Consider the following 16,672-nt stretch of genomic DNA (forward strand, 5'->3'; position numbering starts at 1 on the left):
AAAGGGCCACATTCTCATGGCAGTTCGCAAGAACCAGGCAAAGCTCACCAAGGCCGAGCGGCGCGACTTCGTGGAGGCGCTGCTGGAGCTCAAGCGCCGCGGCGGCTACGACAAGTACGTCGAGATCCACGACCGCTTCGTGATGAGCGACCTGGACGACCAGGAGCGCACCGGCCACGTCTCGCCGTCGTTCCTGCCCTGGCACCGGCAGTTCCTGCTCGACTTCGAGCGGGACCTGCAGTCCGTCAACCCGGCCGTCACGCTCCCGTACTGGGACTTCACGGTCAACCGCTCGCTGTCCGACCCGATCTTCGCCCCCGACTTCCTCGGCGGCAACGGGCGCGAGCGCGACGCCCAGGTCATGGACGGCCCGTTCGCCTACAGCGGCGGCCGCTGGCCGATCTACTTCAAGGCCGACGAACGCCCCTTCCTGATGCGGGAGATGGGCCGCAGCGCGACCACGCCGCAGCTGCCCACGGCCGCCACGGTCGAGGCCGCGCTGGCCGCCCCGTACTACGACGAGGCCCCCTGGAACTCCACCTCCAAGGCCGGCTTCCGCAACCTCGTCGAGGGCTGGGCGAACGGCAACACCGGCCCGCACAACACCGTGCACCGCTGGGTCGGCGGCCACATGAACACCGGCATGTCGCCCAACGACCCGGTGTTCTGGCTGCTGCACTGCTTCATCGACAAGCTGTGGTCCGACTGGCAGCGCCGGCACCCGAAGGCGCCCGCCTACCTGCCGGTCGAGCCGGTCAAGGACATCGTCGCCCTCAACGAGCCCATGAAGCCGTGGAGCGAGAAGGGGCAGCGGGTCACCCCCGCCGACATGATCGACCACAGGAAGTTCTACGCGTACGACACCGACGCGGCGTGAGCGGCGGCGCGTAAGCGGCGGAGGGGGGAAGCGGGGGAGCGGGGGGAGCGGGGGCGGGCCGGGTCATCCGGTCCGCCCCCGCCGCATTCCCGCGTCCCGCCGCCCGCACCCGGCCGTGACCGCTACGCCCGCCGCCACGACGAGCAGGCCCCGGCCCGCGCCGCCCTGCCGCGGGGCGTGAGCGGGGCGAGGTCCCGAGGTCGACAGCCGAGGTCACTTGTCCGCTGCCCTACGAGGCGGGCCGGTTGATTACCGCCCCGAAGACGTAGCAACTCTCCCGGCGCACTGCGCACAAGCGAAGACCCCGCCGTCTGTCCGCTGACGGCGGGGCGCCCCCGCTTGCGGGACCGGCCCTGGATGTCCCCCGTGAACCCAGGGCCGTGACCCGCTTCCCCCCGACGGGGCCCTGTCCCGAAACAGCCGTGGGACCGGCCCGCGCCTTGACTGCGGACAAGGGGAACGGTACTAACGGGGCCGTCCATCGGCTACTCGCCGAACGCGGCACCTGTCCCGGAAACGCGGACACCCGAGGGAAGCCCCTGATGACTGAACCAGGCGTGGGGCCCGAGGCCCCCGGCAACATGCGCACGCTCGTCCTCAGCAACGACCTCGACGAGACCAGGGAGATCATCAGCTCTGCCTACAGTCCTTATCAACTCAGCGTGCTCGGCGACCCGAAGGAGTTCTCCGCGTGGTACGCGGAGGGCGGCTTCCCGGGGATCACGGTGTCGGGGCTGCAGTACGGCGCCGAGACGCTCGTCGCACCCCAGCCCCTCGACTCGTACCTCCTGGTCTGCCAGCTGGTACGGGGCCGGGTGCGGGTGATGTCGCCGGGGCGGGAGGAGCGGGTCGTCGGGCCCGGGCAGACGTACGTGCTCGACCCGTACCGCTCCTTCCAGGTGCACTGGGCGCCCGGCGCGCGGATGACGACCGTCCGGCTGGACCGGGAGATGGTGGAGCGGGCGGCGGCCGACGCGCTCGGCATCGACGGTTCCGTACGGGCCCGCTTCTCGCTCAACGGGGCCACCTCCGGGGCGGCCGCCAGGAGCTGGGCCGGGATCTCGGCGGCCGTGCACCGGGAAGTGCTCGGCGAGGGCGTGGCCCGCAGCAGCCCGCTCGTGGCCGGGCACCTGACGCAGTCGACGGCCGCGATCCTCATGCAGACGCACGAGCTGATCACCCAGGGCGTGGACGCGCAGCGCCCGGGCGAGGTCGCGCACCCCGCGGTGCGCAGGGCGATGGCGCTGGCCGAGGAGCGTGCCGACCAGCCGCTCACGCTGGCCGATCTCGCGGCGGCGGCGCGGGTGAGCCCGCGCGCCCTGCAGGAGGCGTTCCGGCGGCACGTGGACTCCACGCCGCTGGGGTACCTGCGCGAGGTGCGGCTGGGCCGGGCGCACCAGGAGCTGGTGGCGGCGCGCGGCGACGGCGACGTCACCGTGGCCGAGGTGGCCTACCGTTGGGGTTTCAACAACCTTGGCCGGTTCGCGGGGTACTACCAGCGGCGCTACGGGCACCCGCCGTCCCGCACGCTGCGTTCGTGAGTGCCGGAGTCTTCGTGAGTGCCGGGGCTTGCTCCCGGGCGGGCCCGTAGGGCGCCCCGTGGGTCCTGGGGATGACGGTGTCCGTCTCAGGGACTACGCGGGGCACCCTCCCGTGGGCCTTCAGGGCGTACGGCTTTCCGGCCGTACGGCTGACGCCCGGCGCCCGCCGCGCCCCGAGAATTGGAGGAGTTGATTCCGGCCATGGTGTCCCCGGGAATTCCCGGCGCGGACCGATGACCGGACCCCCTTCCCCTACCTCCCGGAGGAGACCCCGTGTCCCACGCGGCCGCCTTTCCCACGACCCCCGTCGGCCCGGCCGGCACCGCCGTCGCCGCCCGAGCCACCGGTCTGAGCAAGGTCTACGGCCAGGGCGACACCCGCGTGACGGCGCTGGACTCCGTCTCCGTGGAGTTCCGCCGCGGCGAGTTCACCGCGATCATGGGACCCTCGGGCTCCGGCAAGTCCACGCTGATGCACTGCATGGCGGGCCTCGACACGATCTCGTCCGGCTCGACGCAGATCGGCGACGTGGAGCTCGGCTCGCTCGGCGACCGGCAGCTGACGCGGCTGCGCCGGGACCGGATCGGCTTTGTCTTCCAGGCGTTCAACCTGCTGCCGACGCTCACCGCCCTGGAGAACATCACCCTCCCCATGGACATCGCGGGCCGCAAGCCCGACCAGGAGTGGCTGGACATGGTGGTCGGCACCGTCGGCCTGTCGGGGCGGCTCTCGCACCGGCCCAGCCAGCTCTCGGGCGGCCAGCAGCAGCGCGTGGCCGTGGCCCGCGCGCTCACCGCCAAGCCGGAGATCATCTTCGCGGACGAGCCCACCGGCAACCTCGACTCCCGCTCCGGCGCCGAACTGCTGGGCTTCCTGCGCGAGTCCGTCCAGGCCCTGCAGCAGACGATCGTCATGGTCACCCACGACCCCGTGGCCGCCTCCTACGCCGACCGCGTGGTCTTCCTCGCCGACGGCCGGATCGTGGACGAGATGCGCGAGCCCACCGCGGACGCGGTCCTCGACCGCATGAAGCGCTTCGACGCCAAGGGCCGTACGAGCTGAAGGGCCGTACGAGCTGAGGGACGGCGCCGCCGCCTCCCGCACCCGACGGCCCCGCACGGGCCCCTCCGCACTGCACGCTTCTGCGCCGCTCCCCGCGGGCTCCTCCCCCAGGACAGACCATGTTCCGTACCGCCCTGCGCAACCTCCTCGCGCACAAAGCCAGGCTGATGATGACCGCCCTCGCGGTCCTCCTCGGCACGGCCTTCGTCTCCGGCACCCTGATATTCAGCGACTCCGTCGGTGCCGCCTACCGCAACAAGATGGCCAAGAGCCTCGACGACGTCGCGGTCTCCGTCACCACCGGCCACTCCAACATCGCCATGAAGGGCATCCGGACACTCGACGACCGCGCCGTCGCGACCGTCCGTGCCCTGCCGGGCGTGGCGTCCGTACGCCCGTCCGTCAGCGGCGTCGCCATGATCGCCGACCGGCAGAACAACCCCGCCGGCAGCGAGTGGGGCAGCTCCGGCGCCAACTACGTCCCCGGCAAGGACGGCAAGGACAGCCGCTACCCGATCGTCAAGGGCCGCGGGCCCGCCGCCGAGGGCGAGATCGTCCTCGACGCGAAGACCGCCGCGAAGACGGGCGCCGCGATCGGCGGCACCGTCCGGCTGGCCATCGACGGCCCGGTGATGACCAAGAAGCTCGTCGGCATCGCCGAGACCGACGACCCGCGGGTGAGCGCCGGCGGCAGCCTCGCGCTGTTCGACACCGCGACCGCGCAGAAACTCTTCGGCAAGCCCGGCGAGTTCAGCGAGCTCGTCGTCTCCGCGAAGCCCGGCACCGACCAGCAGAAGCTGACCGCCGACGTCCGCAAGGTGCTGCCGGAGGCCTTCAGGGTGCAGAGCGGGAAGCAGCTGGCCGCCGACCAGTCGAAGGCGATCGACAAGGAGACCAGCTCGATCCGCAACACCTTCCTGGCGTTCGCGGGCATCGCCCTCTTCGTCGGCATCTTCATCATCGCCAACACCTTCACCATGCTCATCGCCCAGCGCAGCCGGGAGATCGCGCTGCTGCGCGCGGTGGGCGCCTCGCGCCGCCAGGTGGTGCGCTCGGTGCTGATCGAGGCGGGGCTGCTGGGCCTGGTCGCCTCCGCCGCGGGCTTCGTCCTCGGCCTGGGCGTCGCCACCGGCCTGCGCGCGGTGCTGAACTCGGCCGGCGCGAGCCTGCCGGACGGGCCACTGGTCATCGAGCCGGCCTCCGTGCTGCTCGCCCTCGGCGTCGGCGTCGTGGTGACTGTGCTCGCCGCCTGGCTGCCCTCCCGCAAGGCCGCGAAGATCGCCCCCGTCGAGGCGCTGTCCACCGTGGAACAGCCGCCGGCCGTCAAGAGCCTCGTCGTTCGCAACGGCATCGGTGCCGTGCTCACCGGCCTGGGCGTCGCGATCATGCTGTACGTCACCACGCTCAAGGACAGCGACGGCCTGCCGACCGCGATGGCGGGCGCGGCCCTGACCATGGCGGGCGTCATCGTTCTCGCCCCGCTGCTCTCCCGCCCGATCGTGCACCTCTTCGCCCGGGCCACGGGCCGGCTCACCGGCATCAGCGGCAAGCTCGCCAAGGAGAACGCGCTGCGCAATCCGCGCCGCACCGCCGCCACCGCCTCGGCGCTGATGATCGGCCTCTCCCTGATCACCGGCCTGACCGTGGTCGCGGTCTCGTCCGACCAGGGCGTGTCGAAGATGGGGCAGCAGGACCTGACGGCCGACTACAAGGTCACCTCGGCCAACTTCGGCGGCCTGTCCACCGACATCGCCAAGACCCTCGCCAAGGAGCCCGGCGTGGCCGCCGCGGTCCCGGTGCGCTCGGTCGGCTTCCAGTCGGACGGCGACCCGGCCCTGGTCCAGGGCACGGACCCGTCGGCGATCGGCAAGGTGTCCGACGTGCGCTTCGTCAGCGGCTCGCCGTCCGACCTCCGCGACGGCACGGTCGCCGTGTCCGACGAGTACGCCGCAAAGCGCGGCCTCAAGGTCGGCTCGGCCCTGCCGATGACCTTCTACGACGACACGAAGGCCGCCCCGAAGGTCGCCGCGGTCTACGCGAAGAACGACGTCTACTCCGCCGTCCTGGCCACCTTCCCCCTCGTGGACCGGCACCTGGAGAAGGTGCGCGACGACGAGGTGCTCGTGAAGGCGGCGCCCGGCAAGGCCGGCGAGCTCAAGGCCAAGATCAAGGAGACCCTGGGCGGCAACCCGCTCATCAAGGTGCAGTCGCCGGAGGACCTGCGCCGCGCCGAGGCGGGGAACATCGACGACATCCTCTACCTGATGTACGGGCTGCTGGGCATGGCGGTCGTCATCGCGGTCGTCGGCGTCGTCAACACCCTGGCCATGTCGGTCTTCGAGCGGACCCGGGAGATCGGGATGCTGCGCGCGATCGGCCTCGCCCGGCGCGAGGTCAAGCGGATGGTCCGGCTGGAGTCCGTGATGATCGCGATGTTCGGCGCGGTGCTGGGCGTCGGGGTCGGCATCTTCCTCGCCTGGTCCGGCGGCCACCTGGTCCGCTCGTCCTTCCCGCAGTACGAGATGGTCGTGCCGTGGGCGCGGATCGCGGTGTTCCTGCTCATCGCGCTCGCCGTGGGCGTACTGGCCGCGGTCTGGCCGGCCCGCAGGGCGGCGAAGCTGAACGTGCTGGAGTCGATCGGGGCGCAGTAGGACGCGGCAGCAGGCCGAGCCCTCCGCTTCACCGAACCCCCGCCGGCTTCCGACAGCCGGCGGGGGTTCACACGTGCCTTCGTCGGGTGTGGCTCAGCCCTTGACGGCGCCGCCGAGGGCGAAGCCGCCGCCGAGGCGGCGTGAGATCAGGGCGTACAGCAGGATCACCGGCGTCGAATACAGGATCGAGAACGCGGCCAGCTGCCCGTAGGCGACCTGCCCGAAGTTGCCGAAGAACGTGAAGATGCTGACGGACGCCGGGAGTCGGTCGGGGGAGAGCAGCAGCATGAACGGGACGAAGAAGTTGCCCCACATCATGATGAAGCTGTAGATCGTCACGACGCCCACGCCCGGGCCCATCAGCGGCAGGACCACCCGCACCAGCGCCTGCAGCCGGCTCGCCCCGTCCGTCCAGGCCGCCTCTTCCAGGGCGGACGGTACGCCGTCCATGAAGTTCTTCATCAGCCAGATGGCGAAGGGGAGTTGAGCGGTGGCCATGAAGAGGGCCGTGCCGGTGAGCGTGTCGATCAGGTCGACCCGTACGAAGAGGCCGTAGACCGGCACCATGATCGCCGTGATGGGCAGGCAGGTCGTGAAGAGCACGCCCAGCAGGTACGGGCGGGTCAGGCGGGAGCGGAAGCGGGAGAGGGGGTACGCCGCGAGCGTCGCGCACACGATCGTGACGGCGGTCGCGCCCCCGCAGAGCAGCAGGCTGTTGAGCACGGGCGTGAAGGTGATCTCGTCCGTGAGGACGGCGGAGAAGTTCTCCGTCGTCGGACGGTCCGGGGCCCGCACGGTCAGTCCGGCCTCGGCGTCGGCGGAGGCGAGCAGCAGCCAGACCAGGGGTACGCAGAACCCGGCGGCGACGGCGAGCAGCGCCGCGTCGGCGGCCAGGCGCTGACGGGTGCGGCGGGCGGGGAGCGGGCGCATGGCACCTCCGGGCGGGGCGGGGGAGTGCGGGCCTGTCAGGTCCTGATTTCCCTGCGGCCCCGCCGTCTAGGCGCCCGGTGCCGGCTCCAGCCGCCACCACTGGCCCGGGCTGTCCGTGTCCTCGCCCTGCTGAACGTTGGCGCCGTGCTCCTTGGAGGCGTCGGCGACCTCCAGGAGCAGGCCGCTGATGTGGGCGACGAGGGTGACGGTGCCGGGCGCGTCGAGGTGTTGCTCGATGAGCCATTCCTGGGCGCCGTAGTTGTTGGCCTTCCACTGCTGGACGTTGGCGCCGGGCTCCGTGCTGGCGTTGGCGACGTCGAGCCGCTTGCCGCCGGCGGCGTTCACGAAGTGGTGCAGGCCGCTGCCCTCGTGGACGGGGCTCACGTGCCACAGCTGCGCGGCGCTGCCGTCCTCCTCGCCCTGCCGGACGTTGGCGCCGCTGCCCTTGCGGCCGCCCTCGACCTCCAGCAGCAGACCACTGCCGGCGTTGCGTACGCGGAACGTGCCTTCCATGACCCCAGCCGTAGTCGATCAAGCGTTCGAGATCTGATCGTAATGCGCGCCGGGTGCCCGCCGGCGGGAAAGATATTGAACTTTTTACCTGCGCATGACTATATGTGAGGTCGCTGCCGATCCAGTTCAGAGGAAACCCATTCATGCGCCGCTCCACCGTCCGCCGTACCGCTCTCGCCGCCTCCGCCATGTCGCTGGCCCTGCTCGTGAGCGCCTGCGGTTCGGACAAGTCCGAGGGGAAGAAGGACGAGCCCAAGGGCCAGGCGTCCGCCGGCGCCCCGACCGCCTCCGCCGGGAAGGCCGCCTCGCAGGCCGAGCTGGAGAAGCTCGTCCTGGCCGAGGCTGACGTCCCGGGCCACAAGGTCACCGAGGCCACCGCGGCCGACCTCGCCACGGCCAAGGGCGTCACCAGCGACAAGGCCGAGTGCAAGCCGCTGGTGGACGCGATGAGCCTGCGGTCCGGCGGTGCGCCTGGCGCGATCGTCATCCGCAAGGTCATGGCGATGCCGAAGTCGCCCGCCCCGGACGCCGCCCCCGAGGAGAAGGTGAAGGCCGGCCTCGGCGCCCTGAGCGGCACGATCACGTCCGACACCCTGGGCTCGTACGGCGACGCCAAGGCGGCCGGCGAGGTCATCGCGGCGCTGAAGAAGTCCGGTGCGGACTGCGCCGGCGGCTTCAACCTCGTCGCCGGTGCCGACAAGACGAAGTTCACGAAGGTCGCACCCGCCGACTTCGCCGCGGGTGGTGACGAGGCCGTCTCCTTCACGCTCAACCTGGACGCGGAGGGCACGACCGGTACGACCCACCTGGTCGCGGTCCGCAAGGGCAGCACGGTCGCCACCTTCTACGCCCTGAGCCTCGCCGGCCAGGCCGAGCAGCCGAAGGCGGTCGTCGAGGCCCAGGTGAAGAAGCTCGGCTGAGCCGGGTCCCGATGAGGGAGATGCGGGAGGGGACGGATGGACTGCAGGGCACACGGAGCCCTTCGGTCCTCAGATCTCCTCCCGCATCAGCCGTAGGTACACCACCGAGAACAGCGCCCCCACCAGCAGCAGAAGCAGCGCCACCGCCGTCCCGTAGCCGATCAGCGACTTCAGGAACGCCTGGTCGTACATGAAGACCGGGAGCGTCTGACTCCTGTTGCCCGGGCCGCCGCGCGTCATCGCCCAGATCAGCCCGAACACCGACAGCGTCTGCAGGGTGTTCAGCATCAGATTGGTGGCGATCGAGCGGCGGATCATCGGCAGCGTGACGTGCCACAGCCGCCGCGCGCCGCTCGCGCCGTCCACCTCCGCCGCCTCGGTGATCTCCTGCGGGATCTCCGCGAGCGCGGCGGAGTAGACCAGCATGGAGAAGGCCGTGCCGCGCCACACGTTGGCGAAGGAGACGGCCAGGATCGGCAGCGTGAACAGCCAGTTCTGCGGCGGGAGATGGAGCCACTCCAGGACGGCGTTGAGCGTGCCCCGCCGGTTGAAGAACGTGTAGAGCAGGAAGCCGGCCACGATCTCCGGCAGCACCCACGCGGCGATCACGACCGCGCCCGTGAGCGTCCGTACGGGCCGGGAGGCGCGCCGCATGAGGCCCGCGAGGGCGAGGCCCAGGCTGTTCTGGCCGACGATCGAGGACAGCACGGTGAAGACGAGCGTCAGCACCACCGCGTGGCGGAAGCCCTCGTCGGCGAAGGCCCGGCGGAAGTTGGCGAAGCCGACGAACGAGGCCGAGGCCTGACCGGTCAGCTGCGTGTCGGTGAAGGCGACGGCCACGCAGTAGGCGACGGGCCCGGCGAGGAAGAGCAGCAGGAGCGCGCTGGCGGGGGCGATCGGAAGCCAGCGCAGCGCCCGCCGTGCCCGAGGCCTTCCCCCGCCCCCGCCCCGGCCCCGCGCGGCGGGTGCCTTGGCCGCACCGCCCGCCGCAGCCGTCCCGCTCACCGCGCCCGTTCCCGCGCCGTCACTCCCGCCTCGCCGGCGATCGACTTCAGCTCCTCGTCGTAGCGCCCGGCGGCCCGTTGCACGGAGGCGTCTCCCGTCGTCACCGCCTCCATCGCGTCCCGGATGGCGCTGGAGACCTGCGGATAGACCGGCAGCGCCGGCCTGTAGTGGGTGAACTTCACCAGTGCCGTGAAGAAGTCGACGCCGGGCATCGACGTCAAGTACTTGCGGGAGGCCGCCACGTCGTCCCGTACGGCGATCTGCGCGTCGCGCACCGTCCACTCGGTCGCGTTGTCCGCCGTCTGCAGGGTCTCGATCACCTGCCAGGCCAGATCCGCCTTGCCGGACCCGGCGCTGACCGACCACGTCCAGCCGCCGGACAGACTGACCGCCCCGGGCGCCGCCCCGTTCTGCGTGGGGAAGGGCGCCCGGCCCATCACCGAGGTCCACTCGGGCCAGGGCCTGGAGCCGCCGGGCTGCCAGTACTTGCCGAGCCAGGAGCCGTCGAGGGCGATCGCGAGCTTGCCGGAGGGCAGCCAGTCGGTGGCGACACGGTTGTCGACGGCGGGGTCGAGCGCGTCGGCGGGGTCCGGGCCGAGCTTGTCGGCGAAGACGGTCCGCACGAACTCCAGCGCATCACGGAATCCGCGGCTCCCGGAGACCCACTTGCGCACCGCCGGGTCGTACAGCGGGTCCTTGCCCGTCCCGTACAGGAGCATCTCGAAGCCCTGCATGGTGGCGGCCTCGCCCGGCGCCTTGCCCGTGTACACGTTGAGCGGAGTGACCCCGGGGACCTTCTCCTTGACCGTGCGGGCCGCGTCCAGCACGTCCTTCCACGTGCGCGGGTGCCAGTCGGCGGGCAGCCCCGCCCGCGCGAAGATCTCCTTGTTGAACCACAGGCCGCGGGTCTCGGTGCCGTCCGGCACCCCGTACGTCTTCCCGTCCTCGCCCTTCGCCGCCGCCTTCGCGGCCGGGGCGAACCGGCTCCACTCCTTCCAGCCGGCCAGCTTGTCGTCCAGCGGGCGCAGATAGCCCGCCTTGATGTCGGAGTTGATGAGGAAGGTGTCCTCGCGGACGACGTCCGGCGCGGTCTTCGGCGACCGCATCATCTGCTGCAGCTTGGCGTAGTAGTCGGCCTGAGAGGCCTGTACGGGCACCAGCTGGAGCTTCTTGCCCTCATGCGTGCGCTCGAACTGTCTCTTGATCCCGGCCAGGTAGTCGTCCATGATCCGGGTCTTGTTGTCGGTGGTGCGCTGGTAGGCGATCTTCACGGTGTCCGGATCGCCGCCGGATCCCCCGCCGCACGCGGTGAGGGAGGCCGCGGCGAGGGCCGCGGCGCAGAGCAGCACGGGAGCGGTGGGGCGCACGGGCGACCTCCTGGGGGCAGGCCTCGGCGCCCGGGACGGGGCCTCGGCGGGCTGCGCCTTCCTGAGGTCGTACGTTCCCGCTCCATGCGGCCTGCACGCGTCGTCGGGGGGTCTGCTCGTGCCGCCCCGGCCGCCCCGGGAGCCGCCCCGGCCGGGTCAGGGCCTGCTCTGCCAGTGGTAGCGCAGTTCGGGGCGGCCGATCTGGCCGTAGCGGGGCGTACGGGCTGCCCGGCCCGCCGCCACGAGGTGTTCGAGGTAGCGGCGTGCGGTGATCCGGGAGATGCCCACGGTCGCCGCCGCCGTGCCCGAGGACAGGCCCTCGTCCCCCGCGGACCGCAGCGCGTCGGTGATCGACCGGAGGGTGGCGGGGCTCAGCCCCTTGGGCAGCGCGGCGGGCTGGGGGGCGCGCAGAGCGGCGAACGCCCGGTCCACCTCCTCCTGCCCGCTGGCCTCGCCCGCGACCGAGCGGAACTCGGCGTAGCGCGCGAGCCGGTCCCGGAGGGTCGCGAAGGTGAACGGCTTCAGGACGTACTGCACGACGCCGAGGGAGACCCCTTCGCGGACGACCGTCAGATCGCGCGCCGACGTGACGGCGATGACGTCGGCGGTATGCCCGGCGGTGCGCAGCGAACGCAGCAGCTGCAGGCCGTGCCCGTCGGGGAGGAAGAGGTCGAGCAGCAGCAGGTCGACGGGCGTCCGCTTGAGGAAGTGCGAGGCGTCGCCCAGGGAGTGCGCGATCCCGGCCACCGTGAAGCCGGGCACGCGGCCCACGTAGAGGGCGTGGGCGTCGGCGGCCACCGGGTCGTCCTCGACGACGAGGACGCGGATGGGCCGGGGGGCGGCGGGTCTGCTCATGAGGGCACTCCGGTCCGTGCGGCGGGCGTTGCGGGCACTGTGGGCGTCGGGGACGACGAGGGTGCGGCGGGCGCCGCAGGCGCGTCCGCGGGGCGGGCGGCGTGCAGGGGGAGCCGGACGGTGAACTCCGCGCCGCCGCCCGGTGCGCCGGTGACGCAGACCGTACCCCCGTTGCGGCGCACGGCCTGCCGGACGAGCGCGAGGCCGAGGCCGCGGCCGTGCGGCGCGCCGCCGGGCGACTTGGTCGACCAGCCGCGCCGGAACACCTCCTCCATCGCCTCGGGCGCCACACCCGCCCCGGTGTCCCCGACGCGCAGCAGCAGTTCGCCGGCGTCGGCGCGCAGGGTGACGGTGACCTGCGCGTGCCGGACCTCCGTCGCGCTGCGGTTGGCCTCCTCGGCGGCGGCGTCCACCGCGTTGTCGACCAGGTTGCCCAGGACGGTGACGAGGTCTCGGGCCGGCAGGTGGTCCGGCAGCAGGCCGTCGTCGACGTGCGTGTCGGGGGCGAGGACGAGCTCCACGCCGCGCTCGTTGGCCTGAGCGGCCTTGCCGAGCAGCAGGGCCGCGAGGACGGGCTCCGCGACCGCGCCGACCACCTCGTCGGTCAGGGCCTGGGCGAGCTCCAGCTCGGCGGTGACGAACTCGACGGCCTCGTCCGCGCGCCCCAGCTCGATCAGCGAGACCACCGCGTGCAGCCGGTTCGCCGCCTCGTGCGCCTGGGAGCGCAGGGCCTCCGCGAAGCCCCGCACGGAGTCCAGCTCGCCGGAGAGCGCCTGGAGTTCGGTGTGGTCGCGCAGGGTCACGACGGTGCCGTGGCGCTCGCCCCCGGAGACCGGCGAGGTGTTGAGGACGACGATGCGGTCGGACGTCGCGTGGACCTCGTCGACGCGCGGCCCGGCGGCCAGCAGGGCGTCCGTGAGCGCGGGCGGCAGGCCGAGGGCGTCGACCCGGTGGCCGATCACCTCCCCGGTGAGGCCGAGGAGTTCACGCCCGCCGTCGTTGATGAGCGCGATGCGGTGCTGCCCGTCGAGCATCAGCAGCCCCTCGCGCACCGCGTGGAGCGTGGCCTCGTGGTAGTCGTGCATCCGGCTCAGCTCGCCGGCGTTCATGCCGTGGGTGTGACGGCGCAGCCGGGCGTTGAGCAGGTACGTCCCCGCCCCGCCCAGGCCCAGCGCGCCCAGGGCCACGCCGAGCAGAGCCAGCAGCTGGCGGCGTATCTCGGCGCTGATCGCGTCGACGGTGATGCCCGCGCTCACGAGCCCGGTGACCCGGTCGCCGTCCATGACCGGCACCACCACGCGGACCGACGGCCCGAGCGTGCCCGTGTACGTCTCCGAGAACGTCCGGCCCTGCAGGGCGGGCCCGGTGTGCCCCAGGAAGCCCTCGCCGATGCGCTCCGGGTCCGGGTGGGTCCAGCGGATGCCGTCCGGGCTCATGATCGTCACGAAGTCGACCCCGGTATCGGTGCGCACGCGCTCGGCGTACGCCTGGAGGACCAGGGGCGGGTCGGCCGAACGCACCGCGTCCCGCACCGACGCGGAGGCGGCCACGGCGACCGCCGCCGCCGTCACCTCGCGGCGCGCCGCCTCCTCGGCCTGGCCGCGGTCCGCGACGTACGCGAAGGCCGCGCAGCCGGCCACCACGAAGGTGACCAGCACGATCTGCATCGCGAAGAGCTGGCCGGCCAGGCTGCGGGGGCGGCGGATGCGGGGTCTGCGCATGGCGGACAGTGTGCACCGCCCCGCGCCTGTGAACGTAATGCACATAAGGGTGACCACGGTCACAGAGCCGTGCATAGTCACCGGAGCCCCACTCGTCGGGAGAGCGGGGCGCCCCCAGACTGTTGCTCTGCATCCACCCGCCCGCACGCATCCGCATCCGCTCGCGTGCCGGGACCGATGCAGTGCGCCCAGAGCCGCGACTACGAGGAGACCCCGTGACGGCACAGGCAGCACCACCGGCCGTCCAGCCGCCCCGGCGGCCGGACCGGACCCACTACCTCTACCTGGCCGTGATCGCGGCCGTGCTCGCCGGCATCGCCGTCGGCTTCGCGGCGCCGGGCGTCGCGGTCGAGCTCAAGCCGCTCGGCACCGGCTTCGTGAACCTGATCAAGATGATGATCTCGCCGGTCATCTTCTGCACGATCGTGCTGGGCATCGGCTCCGTGCGCAAGGCCGCCAAGGTCGGCGCGGTCGGCGGCCTCGCCCTCGGCTACTTCATGGTCATGTCCACCGTCGCGCTGGCCATCGGCCTCGTGGTGGGCAACATCCTGGAGCCCGGCAGCGGGCTGCACCTGACGGACGCGGTGCGCCACGCGGGCGAGGCACAGGCCAAGGGCGGGAGCGAGTCCACGACGCAGTTCCTGCTCGGCATCATCCCGACCACCATGGTCTCCGCCTTCACCGGCGGCCAGGTGCTGCAGACCCTGCTCGTCGCGCTCCTCGCCGGCTTCGCCCTGCAGGCGATGGGCACGGCGGGCGAGCCCGTCCTGCGCGGCATCGGACACATCCAGAAGCTGGTCTTCCGCATCCTCGCCATGATCATGTGGGCGGCCCCGGTCGGCGCCTTCGGTGCCATCGCGGCGGTCGTCGGCGCGACGGGCGTGGACGCCCTGAAGTCCCTCGCCGTCATCATGATCGGCTTCTACGTCACCTGCGTGCTGTTCGTGATCGTGGTGCTGGGCACGCTCCTGCGCCTGGTGGCCGGGGTGAACATCTTCACGCTGCTGAAGTACCTGGGCCGCGAGTTCCTGCTGATCCTTTCGACGTCGTCGTCGGAGTCCGCCCTGCCCCGCCTGATCGCCAAGATGGAACACCTGGGCGTGAGCAAGCCCGTCGTCGGCATCACCGTGCCCACCGGCTACTCCTTCAACCTCGACGGCACGGCCATCTACCTCACGATGTCGTCGCTGTTCATTGCGGAGGCGATGGGCGAACCACTGGCACTCGGCCAGCAGATCTCGCTGCTCCTGTTCATGATCGTCGCGTCCAAGGGCGCGGCCGGCGTCACCGGCGCGGGCCTCGCCACGCTCGCGGGCGGCCTGCAGTCCCACCGCCCCGAACTCGTCGACGGAGTAGGCCTGATCGTCGGCATCGACCGCTTCATGAGCGAAGCGCGGGCACTGACGAACTTCGCGGGCAACGCGGTGGCCACGGTCCTCGTCGGCACGTGGACCAAGGAGATCGACAAGGAGCGGGTGGGCGAAGTGCTCGCCGGGCGGATGCCGTTCGACGAGACGACGCTGTCGGGCGACGAGCACGGGCACGGCCCCGCGCAGGACGACGGAACGCAGCCGGAGCAGAAGAAGCCGGCGGGCGTGGGGGCCTGACTGTCAGACCCCTCTGCCAGGCTGCGGGGCATGGAAAAAACGACGCCGCAACTGCCCCAACTGCAGCTGACGATCGACTGCGCCGACCCGAAACGGATGGTGGCCTTCTGGACGCAGGCTCTGGGCTACGTCCCCGAGCCCCCGCCGGAAGGCCACGCCAGCTGGCGGGACTACTGGTTGGACATGGGCGTGCCCGCGGAGGAGCTCTCCGACGGCGCCGGGGAGACCCCGGAGCAGATCGTCGACCCGGCGGGCCGCGGGCCACGCGTGTGGTTCCAGCAGGTCCCCGAGCCGAAGACGGTCAAGAACCGGCTCCACCTCGACCTGAAGGTGGGCGGCGGCCGCGCCGTCCCCCTGCCGGTCCGCACCGGACGCGTCACGGAGACGGTGGAGCGGCTGACAGCGGCAGGGGCGACGGTGATCCGGGTGATGGACGAGCCGGGCATGGACTACTACGGGGTCGTCCTGCAGGACCCGGAGGGCAACGAGTTCTGCGTGGCGTGACGGTGCGTGGGTTTGGGGGTCAGCCGGGTATCCGGCTGCCGCGCACCGCGGCGACGAACGAAGCCCACCCTTCCGCCCCGAACGCGAGCACGGGGCCGCCGGGTATCTTCGAGTCGCGCACGGGCACGATGCCGTGGGCGGTGGCTAGGGCGGGGGCCCATTCGACGCAGGTGCCGCCGTCGCCGTTGCTGTAGCTGGACTTCACCCACTCCGCTCGGGAGAGGGCATGGGTAGCGCTCATGAGAATGCCTCCATTAGGGATCGAATGAAGTCCGCCGACTTACTTGGCGACAGGGCATAGGCCCTCAGCAGATCGTAGGACCGGCGGCGGATGCTGACAGTCCGCGGATCTTCGATCAGCTCCCCGGTGGCGATGCTCTCCACGTAGGCAACGGTCGAGTCGTCGTCCAGAGTCATCAGCTTCAACGTGCCGCCCAACAGGGCATGTTCCCCGTGTTCGAACGGCAGAACCTGGACAATGGTCGTCGCGGTGTCCACGAGCTCGATCAAGTTGGCCAGTTGGGTCCGCATGACTGTGGGGCCTCCGATGGGCCGCCGAATCACCGCCTCGTCCAGCACCATCGACAGATCCGGCGGCGTCTCAGCCCTCAGCAGCGCCTGGCGGCTGAGTCGGGCCGACACCTTCTCCTCGATCTCGTCCGGCGAAGCCTTCGGGTTGCTCACCCGGAACAACGCCCGCGCATAGTCCTCAGTCTGCACCAGCCCAGGTACGAGATGACCGGCGTACTCGTCGATCACCAGCGCCCGTGCTTCGAGCTCCATGAGTCTGCGGTACTTGTCCGGGTGGATCTCGTGCCGAGCGATCCCGTAGAGCCGGACGAAGTGCTCGCCCGTGCCGAAGACCTCGTCCAGTCTCGCGGGCAGGTCCGGTGGCGGTACGTGTTCGGCCGTCTCGATGCGGGCCAGGTGGCTGCGGCTGTACCGGACGACCTCGGCGAGCTTCTCCAGCGTCATGCCCGCCGCCTCCCGGTGGTGTCTGAGGTCCGCGCCGAAAAGGTGCCGGGCGGATCGGTCGGGTGTCAGCTTCCGTGCGGGGCGTGCCATCCCGGCAACTCCTTTTCTCAAGCGTGCGGTTGGGAATTGAATCCCTAGCCGAGC

15 protein-coding genes are annotated in these 16,672 nt (G+C 71.6%); 7 read left to right on the forward strand and 8 right to left on the reverse strand.

Features of this window, described 5'->3' with window-relative positions:
* Positions 1-16: 16 nt before the first annotated feature.
* The 4 genes from FGW37_RS22605 (at position 17) to FGW37_RS22620 (ending at position 6,131) form a co-directional block, all read left to right on the forward strand.
* Entirely contained in the window at positions 17-877 is an 861-nt protein-coding gene (locus FGW37_RS22605; protein WP_179082717.1) for a tyrosinase family protein, read from the forward strand.
* 542 nt (positions 878-1,419) lie between these two features.
* The gene (locus tag FGW37_RS22610) at positions 1,420-2,418 is read left to right on the forward strand and encodes an AraC family transcriptional regulator (RefSeq protein WP_246430508.1); all 999 of its coding nucleotides are present in this window, start codon (positions 1,420-1,422) and stop codon (positions 2,416-2,418) included.
* Positions 2,419-2,691: 273 nt separating this feature from the next.
* Positions 2,692-3,480 (forward strand): ABC transporter ATP-binding protein, encoded by a 789-nt coding sequence (locus FGW37_RS22615; RefSeq protein ID WP_179082718.1) that lies wholly within the window; start codon positions 2,692-2,694, stop codon positions 3,478-3,480.
* 119 nt (positions 3,481-3,599) lie between these two features.
* Positions 3,600-6,131: an ABC transporter permease gene (locus FGW37_RS22620; RefSeq protein WP_179082719.1), complete on the forward strand. Its 2,532-nt coding sequence runs from the start codon at positions 3,600-3,602 to the stop codon at positions 6,129-6,131.
* 93 nt (positions 6,132-6,224) lie between these two features.
* Here the strand turns inward: FGW37_RS22620 and FGW37_RS22625 are convergent, their stop codons facing one another.
* Together FGW37_RS22625 and FGW37_RS22630 are read right to left on the reverse strand one after the other, a co-directional pair.
* Positions 6,225-7,061, reverse strand: coding sequence for a carbohydrate ABC transporter permease (locus FGW37_RS22625; RefSeq protein WP_179082720.1), 837 nt, complete (start codon positions 7,059-7,061; stop codon positions 6,225-6,227).
* A 66-nt stretch (positions 7,062-7,127) separates the two neighbouring features.
* Positions 7,128-7,574, reverse strand: a complete 447-nt coding sequence (locus FGW37_RS22630) for an RICIN domain-containing protein (protein WP_179082721.1) — start codon at positions 7,572-7,574, stop codon at positions 7,128-7,130.
* Between the two features lie 143 nt (positions 7,575-7,717).
* Here FGW37_RS22630 and FGW37_RS22635 point away from each other — a divergent pair, with 143 nt between their 5' ends.
* Positions 7,718-8,494 carry a hypothetical protein gene (locus FGW37_RS22635; RefSeq protein ID WP_179082722.1) on the forward strand — a complete coding sequence of 259 codons (777 nt, stop codon included), beginning with the start codon at positions 7,718-7,720 and terminating at the stop codon, positions 8,492-8,494.
* Positions 8,495-8,563: 69 nt separating this feature from the next.
* On the opposite strand, the gene FGW37_RS22640 is transcribed toward FGW37_RS22635, so the two are convergent.
* From FGW37_RS22640 to FGW37_RS22655, 4 genes are all read right to left on the reverse strand, one after another.
* Positions 8,564-9,499 carry a carbohydrate ABC transporter permease gene (locus FGW37_RS22640; protein ID WP_179082723.1) on the reverse strand — a complete coding sequence of 312 codons (936 nt, stop codon included), beginning with the start codon at positions 9,497-9,499 and terminating at the stop codon, positions 8,564-8,566.
* Complete coding sequence (locus FGW37_RS22645) at positions 9,496-10,866, reverse strand: extracellular solute-binding protein (protein WP_179082724.1); 1,371 nt, start codon at positions 10,864-10,866, stop codon at positions 9,496-9,498. The genes FGW37_RS22640 and FGW37_RS22645 overlap by 4 nt, the downstream gene beginning before the upstream one ends.
* Before the next feature lie 156 nt (positions 10,867-11,022).
* Positions 11,023-11,721 carry a response regulator gene (locus FGW37_RS22650; protein WP_179082725.1) on the reverse strand — a complete coding sequence of 233 codons (699 nt, stop codon included), beginning with the start codon at positions 11,719-11,721 and terminating at the stop codon, positions 11,023-11,025.
* Entirely contained in the window at positions 11,718-13,442 is a 1,725-nt protein-coding gene (locus tag FGW37_RS22655) for a sensor histidine kinase (RefSeq protein WP_179082726.1), read from the reverse strand. Before FGW37_RS22655 ends, FGW37_RS22650 begins: the two co-directional genes overlap by 4 nt.
* A 215-nt stretch (positions 13,443-13,657) precedes the next feature.
* On the opposite strand from FGW37_RS22655, the gene FGW37_RS22660 reads away from it, so the two are divergent.
* Both FGW37_RS22660 and FGW37_RS22665 read left to right on the forward strand, forming a co-directional pair.
* Complete coding sequence (locus FGW37_RS22660) at positions 13,658-15,049, forward strand: cation:dicarboxylate symporter family transporter (RefSeq protein WP_179082727.1); 1,392 nt, start codon at positions 13,658-13,660, stop codon at positions 15,047-15,049.
* A gap of 30 nt (positions 15,050-15,079) precedes the next feature.
* Positions 15,080-15,553, forward strand: a complete 474-nt coding sequence (locus FGW37_RS22665) for a VOC family protein (RefSeq protein WP_179082728.1) — start codon at positions 15,080-15,082, stop codon at positions 15,551-15,553.
* Between the two features lie 19 nt (positions 15,554-15,572).
* Here the strand turns inward: FGW37_RS22665 and FGW37_RS22670 are convergent, their stop codons facing one another.
* Together FGW37_RS22670 and FGW37_RS22675 are read right to left on the reverse strand one after the other, a co-directional pair.
* The gene (locus tag FGW37_RS22670) at positions 15,573-15,794 is read right to left on the reverse strand and encodes a DUF397 domain-containing protein (protein WP_179082729.1); all 222 of its coding nucleotides are present in this window, start codon (positions 15,792-15,794) and stop codon (positions 15,573-15,575) included.
* Entirely contained in the window at positions 15,791-16,618 is an 828-nt protein-coding gene (locus tag FGW37_RS22675) for a helix-turn-helix domain-containing protein (RefSeq protein WP_179082730.1), read from the reverse strand. The genes FGW37_RS22670 and FGW37_RS22675 overlap by 4 nt, the downstream gene beginning before the upstream one ends.
* Positions 16,619-16,672: the final 54 nt, after the last annotated feature.

Origin of the sequence: Streptomyces rectiverticillatus (assembly GCF_013394065.1) — a bacterium.
GTDB classification, from domain to species: domain Bacteria; phylum Actinomycetota; class Actinomycetes; order Streptomycetales; family Streptomycetaceae; genus Streptomyces; species Streptomyces rectiverticillatus.